Here is a 6070-nt window from a genome sequence, read left to right as displayed (position 1 = left end):
GCCTTCCCTGATCCGAAGGCCGCGGAGCAGGCCATGCCAGGGCACCCGAGGAACTGGCTTGGCCAGGCCTCCGGGTGCGCCCCCCTCCCGCCGAAGGCGAGAGAGGGGGGAGCGGCGAAGCCGCTTGGGGGGTGTGTCATTTCAACGCACCGCGCAGCCAGTCGACGAAGGCGGCGCATTCCCAGCGCTCCAGCGTGCCGGGCTTCCAGCACAGGAAGTAGTCGTGCGGCGAGCGCACGCTGCGCGGCGACAGGCGCACCAGGCGGCCGCTGTCCAGCCAGCTCTGCCCGAGCCGCATGCGCATCAGCGCCACGCCGAAGCCGGCCACCGCGGCGTCGTGCACCAGCCCCAGGTCGTTGAACTGGTTGCCCGAGGCCGGCTCCGGCAGGCCGATGCCGCAGGCGCGGAACCAGGTGCGCCAGGGCTCCAGCGGCGAGCGGATCAGGTGCGCGCGGCCGATCGACGCTTCCGTCTCGAAGCCGTCGTCGAAGGGGCCGGCCTCGCGCAGGTACTCCGGGCTGCACACCGGGCAGACCTCGTCCGAGAGCAGGTGCATCGACTCGCGGTCGGGGAAGGGGCCGGTGCCGAAGCGCAGCTCGATGTCGGCCTCCTCGGCCGTCACGTTGTGGATCGGGATGGCCACCTGCAGCATCAGCTCGATGTCCGGGTAGGCGTGGCGGAACATCGCCAGCCGCGGCAGCAGCAACTGGCGCGAGAAGGTGGGCGTGACCGCCACGCGCAGCCGCGCCGGCGCGTCGGCGCCGGGCTGGCCGGCCAGCGGCTGGTCCTGCAGCGCCGCCATCGCCTCGCGCACGCGCGCCAGGTAGGCAGCGCCCTCGGCCGTGGGCAGGAACTCGCCGCGCGCGGCGAAGAGTTTCAGGCCGAGCTGCGACTCGAGCTGGCGGATGCGGTGGCTCACCGCGCTGGGCGTGACGCTCAGCTCGGCCGCCGCCTGCGTCACGCTGCGCAGGCGCGCGACGGCCTCGAAGGCCAGCAGGGCCTGGATGGGCGGGATGCGGGCGGCGTTGGGGGCCATGCCGGCATTGTGCGCGGGCCGCGCGCTCTCACCCGCCCAGCGCGCGGGTGGCGGCGTGGATGAGCAGGCCGACCAGCCCGCCCACCAGCGTGCCGTTGATGCGGATGAACTGCAGGTCGCGGCCGATGGCGCGCTCCACCTCGCCGGTCAGCTCGGCGCTGTCCCACTGCGCGACGCGCTCCTCGATGTAGCGGCGGATGCGCTCGCGCCAGCGGTCGATGGCGCGGGGCGCGCCGTCGAGCAACTGTTCGTCGATCCAGCGGCGCATCGCCTCGTCGGCCTGCAGCCGCTCGCCGAGCGTGCCGGCCATCTGCGCGACGCGGCGGCGCAGGCTGGAGTCCTCGCGCGCCAGGTCGGCGTCGAGCCAGGCGCGCAGGCGGTCCCACAGGCCCTGCAGGTAGTCGGCCAGGGCCGGGTGCGCCAGCAGCTCGGCGCGGATCTGCTCGCCGCGGGCGATGAAGGCCGGGTCGGCCTGCAGCCGCGCCGCCGCGCGGTCCATGAAGCCGTCGAAGCGCCGGCGCAGCGGATGGTCGGGCGTGGCCGCCGTCTCGCCCAGCGTGCGCGCGACGGCGGCGACGATCTTGCGCGTGGCCAGGCGGGCCGCCACCTGGTCCAGCCCGACGTAGCGCAGCGCCTTGATCTCGCGGGCGATGGCGTCGGTGAGCTGCTCCTGCAGCTGCTCGTCGTCCAGCAGCGCGGCCGTGCGGCCCAGCAGGTCGTCCAGCAGCGCCTGGTGGCGGCCGTCGGCGGTCAGCGCCTCCAGCACCCGGCCGGCCAGCCGCGAGAAGTCCAGTTGCGCCAGGCCCGCGCCCGCCGCCCGCGCCAGGAAGGCGCGCACCCGCTCGTCGTCGAAGGCGGTGAGGCCGTAGCGCAGCAGCACGGCCGCCAGCGCGCCCAGCTGCCCGGCCTGCGCCGGCCGGGCCAGCCAGCGCGCCAGGCGCAGGGCCGGGTCGGCGGCGCGCAGCTTGGCCAGCACCTGCGGCGTGGCGAGGAAATGGTCGCAGATGAAATTCGCCAGGTTGCGCCCGATGCGCGCCTTGTTCTCCGGGATGATGGCCGTGTGCGGGATCGGCAGCCCGAGCGGACGGCGGAACAGCGCCGTCACCGCGAACCAGTCGGCAATGGCGCCGACCATCGCCGCCTCGGCGAAGGCCGCCACGTAGCCCATGGCCGGGTGCAGGGCGCCCCAGCGCGTGGCGGCGGCATAGAGCAGGGCGGCGCCGGCCAGCAGCGCCAGCGCCAGGCGCTTCATGCCGGCGGCCGGATGGCGCGCGGCGCGGGTCGCCTCGGCCTCAGCCAATGTCCTTCGTGTCCGCCAGGCCCTGCATGAAGGCCTCGCAGCGGGCGAGCTGTTCCAGCGTCACGTACTCGTCGGGCTGGTGCGCCTGCGCGATGCTGCCCGGGCCGCACACCACCGTGGGGATGCCGGCGCCCTTGAACAGGCCGGCCTCGGTGCCGAAGGCCACCAGCGTGGTGCGCGGCTCGCCGGCGAGGCGCTGGGCCAGGCGCGTCACCGCGTCCTTCTCGTCGCCCTGGAAGGCCGGGATCTCGCAGATGGTCTCGAAGCGGAAGCCCGCCTCGGGCGCGACCTTCTTCATCGCCGGCTCCAGCGAGCGGGCGTAGGCCTCGACCTCGCGCTGCATGGCCAGTGCGTCGACCATCGGCAGGTTGCGGAACTCGTAGCGGAACTCGGCGTCGCGCGGCACCACGTTGTCGGCGATGCCGCCGTGGAACTGGCCCACGCTGGCGGTGGAGTAGGGCACGTCGAAGCCGGCGTAGCGCCGCTCGCCGCGCTCGTACAGCTCGGCCATGTCGCGCAGTTTGCCGACCACGCGGGCGGCCATCTCGACGGCGTTGACCGACTGCGGCGTGAGCGAGGAGTGCGCCTCCTTGCCGCGCACGCAGCAGCGCCAGCGGTACACGCCCTTGTGCGCGATGGCCGGCACCATCAGCGTCGGCTCGCCGACGATGCAGGCCAGCGGGCGGATGTCGGCCTCCTTCAGGTCGGCGATCAGCTCGCGCACGCCGAAGCAGCCGATCTCCTCCTCGTAGCTGAGGGCCAGGTGCACCGAGAAGGGCGCGTCGCTCTCGACGAAGCGCTCGGCGTTGGCCAGCGCCACCGCGATGAAGCCCTTCATGTCGGCCGCGCCGCGGCCGTACAGGCGCGCGCTGCCGCGGAAGTCGTCGCCCTCGGTGATCGGCCAGTCCTGCACGATGGCCGAGAGCGGGTCCACGCTCCAGTCCTGGCCGTCCCAGGGAACGGTGTCGGTGTGGCCCGAGAGGATGACGCCGGCCGGCTTGCCCGCGCCCAGCGTGGCGAACAGGTTGGCCTTGGTCCGGTCGGCGTTCCAGGTCAGGCGGCTGCGGATGCCCAGCCCGGCCAGGTGGTCGCGCGCGAAGTCGATCAGCTCCAGGTTGCTGTTCGCGCTGACGGTGTTCATCTGCACCAGCGTCTGGGCGAACTCCAGGGCGCGGGCGGAAAGGGCGGTCTCGGGCATGGGGGGATTGTGAGGCAGCCGGCCGCCGTCCGCCCGCGGCGCAGGGCGCGCCCGGGCCCCGGGTTTGCGGCGGTGGCGGCTTCGGCCCAAAAGCCTAGACTGCGGCGCATGAAGCTCATCGATTCCATCGTCACGCAGGCCGCCGGCATCGCCGCCATCCGGCGCGACCTGCACGCGCATCCCGAACTGGCCTACGAGGAAGTCCGCACCGCCGATGTGGTCGCGGCGCGGCTGACGGAATGGGGCATCCCCATCCACCGCGGCCTGGGCACCACCGGCGTGGTCGGCATCGTGAAGAACGGCACCAGCCCGCGCGCCGTGGGCCTGCGCGCCGACATGGACGCGCTGCCCATCCACGAGCTCAACACCTTCGCGCATGCCAGCAGGCACGAGGGCAAGATGCACGCCTGCGGTCACGACGGCCACACCGCCATGCTGCTGGCGGCGGCGCAGCACCTGGCGAAGCACCGCCGCTTCGACGGCACCGTCTACCTGATCTTCCAGCCGGCCGAGGAGGGCGGCGGCGGCGCCGACCGGATGATCAAGGACGGGCTGTTCGATAAATTCCCGATGGAGGCCGTGTTCGGCATGCACAACTGGCCGGGCATGCAGGCCGGGCAGTTCGCCGTCAGCCCCGGGCCGGTGATGGCCTCGGGCAACAAGTTCTACATCACCGTGCGCGGCAAGGGCGGCCACGCGGCGCTGCCGCACACCACCATCGACCCGGTGCCCATCGCCTGCGAGATGGTGCAGGCCTTCCAGACCATCCTGACGCGCAAGATGAAGCCGCTGGACGCGGCCGTCATCTCCGTGACCACCGTGCATGCCGGCGACACCAACAACGTGATCCCCAACGACTGCGAGATCACCGGCACCGTGCGCACCTTCTCCCTCGAGGTGCTGGACATGATCGAGGCACGCATGCGCAAGATCTCCGAGCACATCTGCGCCGCGCACGACGCCGAGTGCGACTTCGAGTTCGTGCGCTACTACCCGCCCACCGTCAACACCGAGGCCGAGGCGAACTTCGCCCGCGGCGTGATGGCGAGCGTGGTCGGCGCCGACAACGTGCTGAAGCAGGAGCCGGCGATGACCTCCGAGGACTTCGCCTTCATGCTGCAGGCCAGGCCCGGCGCCTACGCCTTCATCGGCAACGGCGACGGCAGCCACCGCCCGGCGCTGCACGGCGAGGGGCCCTGTACGCTGCACAACGCCAGCTACGACTTCAACGACGACCTGATCCCGCTGGGCGCCACGGTCTGGGTGCAACTGGCCGAGCAGTGGCTGGCCCAGGAGCGTGCCGCATGATCGGCGTGGTGGAGGCTTTCCCGGCGAGCTATGCCGAGGGGCGCGCCAAGTTCCTGGCCGCCTGCGTGGCGGCGGGGCTGCCGGTGCAGACGCATCCGCTCGCGCTGCCCGGCGCCGGGGGCGAGGCGCTGGCGATGGACGTGGCGCGCGAAGGCCCGGCCGATGCCGAGCGCCTGCTCGTCGTCACCAGCGCCTGCCACGGCGTGGAGGGCCACTGCGGCAGCGGCGTGCAGGTCTTCGCGCTGCACGACGACGAGTGGCGCGACAAGGCGCGCGCCGCCGGCGTGGCGGTGCTGTACGTGCATGCGCTCAATCCGCACGGCTTCTCGCACGGGCGGCGGACGACGCAGGAGAACGTGGACCTGAACCGCAACTTCGCGGACTTCGGCGCGCCGCTGCCCGCCAACCCTGCGTATGCCGAGCTGCACGCGCTGCTGCTGCCGCGCGAGTGGCCGCCCACGCCGGCCAACGAGGCGGCGCTGGGCCAGTGGATGCAGCAGCACGGCATGCCCGCCTTCCAGGCCGCCATGTCGAGCGGCCAGTACCAGTTCGAGGACGGCGTGTTCTTCGGCGGCCGGGCGCCCACCTGGAGCAACCGCACGCTGCGCCAGGTGCTGCGCCAGCACGGCGCGGCGGCAAGGCGCATCGCCTGGATCGACCTGCACACCGGCCTGGGCCCGAACGGGCTGGGCGAGCGCATCTTCGCCTGCCGCGACGACGCGGCCGCCTACCGGCGCGCCAGCGCCTGGTGGAGCGGCGGCGGCGCCACGCCCGTCACCTCGATCTACGACGGCAGCTCCACCTCCTCGCTGCTCAACGGCTTGATGTGGAACGCGGTCTACGAGGAATGCCCGCAGGCCGAGTACACCGGCATCGCGATGGAGTACGGCACGCTGCCGCTGCTGGAGGTGATGCAGGCCACGCGCGCCGACCACTGGCTGCACAACCATCCCGACGCCGCCCCCGAGCTGGCCGCCGCCATCCGCCGGCAGATGCGCGAGGCCTTCTACACCGACACCGACGCCTGGAAGGGGCAGGTCATCAGCCAGGCGCGGCAGGCGATGTTCCAGGCGGTGGATGGGTTGAGTGGGGTGGCTGACTCCTGACGTGACTTAGGGGGCGCGCCCCAGGCCCCCGGCCACGGCGCGTGGAACCGTTGGGGGAGCATCCACAGGGGAAGCTGATACCCCAACCACCGTTCGGGCTGAGCCTGTCGAAGCCGGGTGCC

The 6070-nt window shown here is 72.8% G+C and carries 5 protein-coding genes; 2 read left to right on the top strand and 3 right to left on the bottom strand.

Features of this window, described 5'->3' with window-relative positions; translation table 11 throughout:
* Positions 1–136: 136 nt before the first annotated feature.
* The 3 genes from ACIY1X_RS23985 to argE are packed head-to-tail and all read right to left on the bottom strand — an operon-like array spanning position 137 to position 3534.
* Positions 137–1036 carry a LysR substrate-binding domain-containing protein gene (locus ACIY1X_RS23985; RefSeq protein ID WP_038216089.1) on the bottom strand — a complete coding sequence of 300 codons (900 nt, stop codon included), beginning with the start codon at positions 1034–1036 and terminating at the stop codon, positions 137–139.
* A 28-nt stretch (positions 1037–1064) separates the two neighbouring features.
* Positions 1065–2336: a DUF445 domain-containing protein gene (locus tag ACIY1X_RS23980; RefSeq protein WP_399685540.1), complete on the bottom strand. Its 1272-nt coding sequence runs from the start codon at positions 2334–2336 to the stop codon at positions 1065–1067.
* Positions 2329–3534, bottom strand: a complete 1206-nt coding sequence (argE, locus tag ACIY1X_RS23975; RefSeq protein WP_399685537.1) for an acetylornithine deacetylase — start codon at positions 3532–3534, stop codon at positions 2329–2331. The genes ACIY1X_RS23980 and argE overlap by 8 nt, the downstream gene beginning before the upstream one ends.
* A 108-nt stretch (positions 3535–3642) precedes the next feature.
* Between argE and ACIY1X_RS23970 the strand changes: the two genes are divergently transcribed.
* Positions 3643–4842 carry a M20 aminoacylase family protein gene (locus ACIY1X_RS23970; protein WP_399685534.1) on the top strand — a complete coding sequence of 400 codons (1200 nt, stop codon included), beginning with the start codon at positions 3643–3645 and terminating at the stop codon, positions 4840–4842.
* Positions 4839–5948: a M14 family metallopeptidase gene (locus ACIY1X_RS23965; protein ID WP_399685531.1), complete on the top strand. Its 1110-nt coding sequence runs from the start codon at positions 4839–4841 to the stop codon at positions 5946–5948. Before ACIY1X_RS23970 ends, ACIY1X_RS23965 begins: the two co-directional genes overlap by 4 nt.
* Positions 5949–6070: the final 122 nt, after the last annotated feature.

This window comes from Xenophilus sp. (assembly GCF_044462705.1).
In the GTDB taxonomy this organism is placed as follows: domain Bacteria; phylum Pseudomonadota; class Gammaproteobacteria; order Burkholderiales; family Burkholderiaceae_C; genus Xenophilus; species Xenophilus azovorans.
Note: the sequence above shows the minus strand (reverse complement) of the source record. Positions and strands in the feature narration are given on the sequence as shown.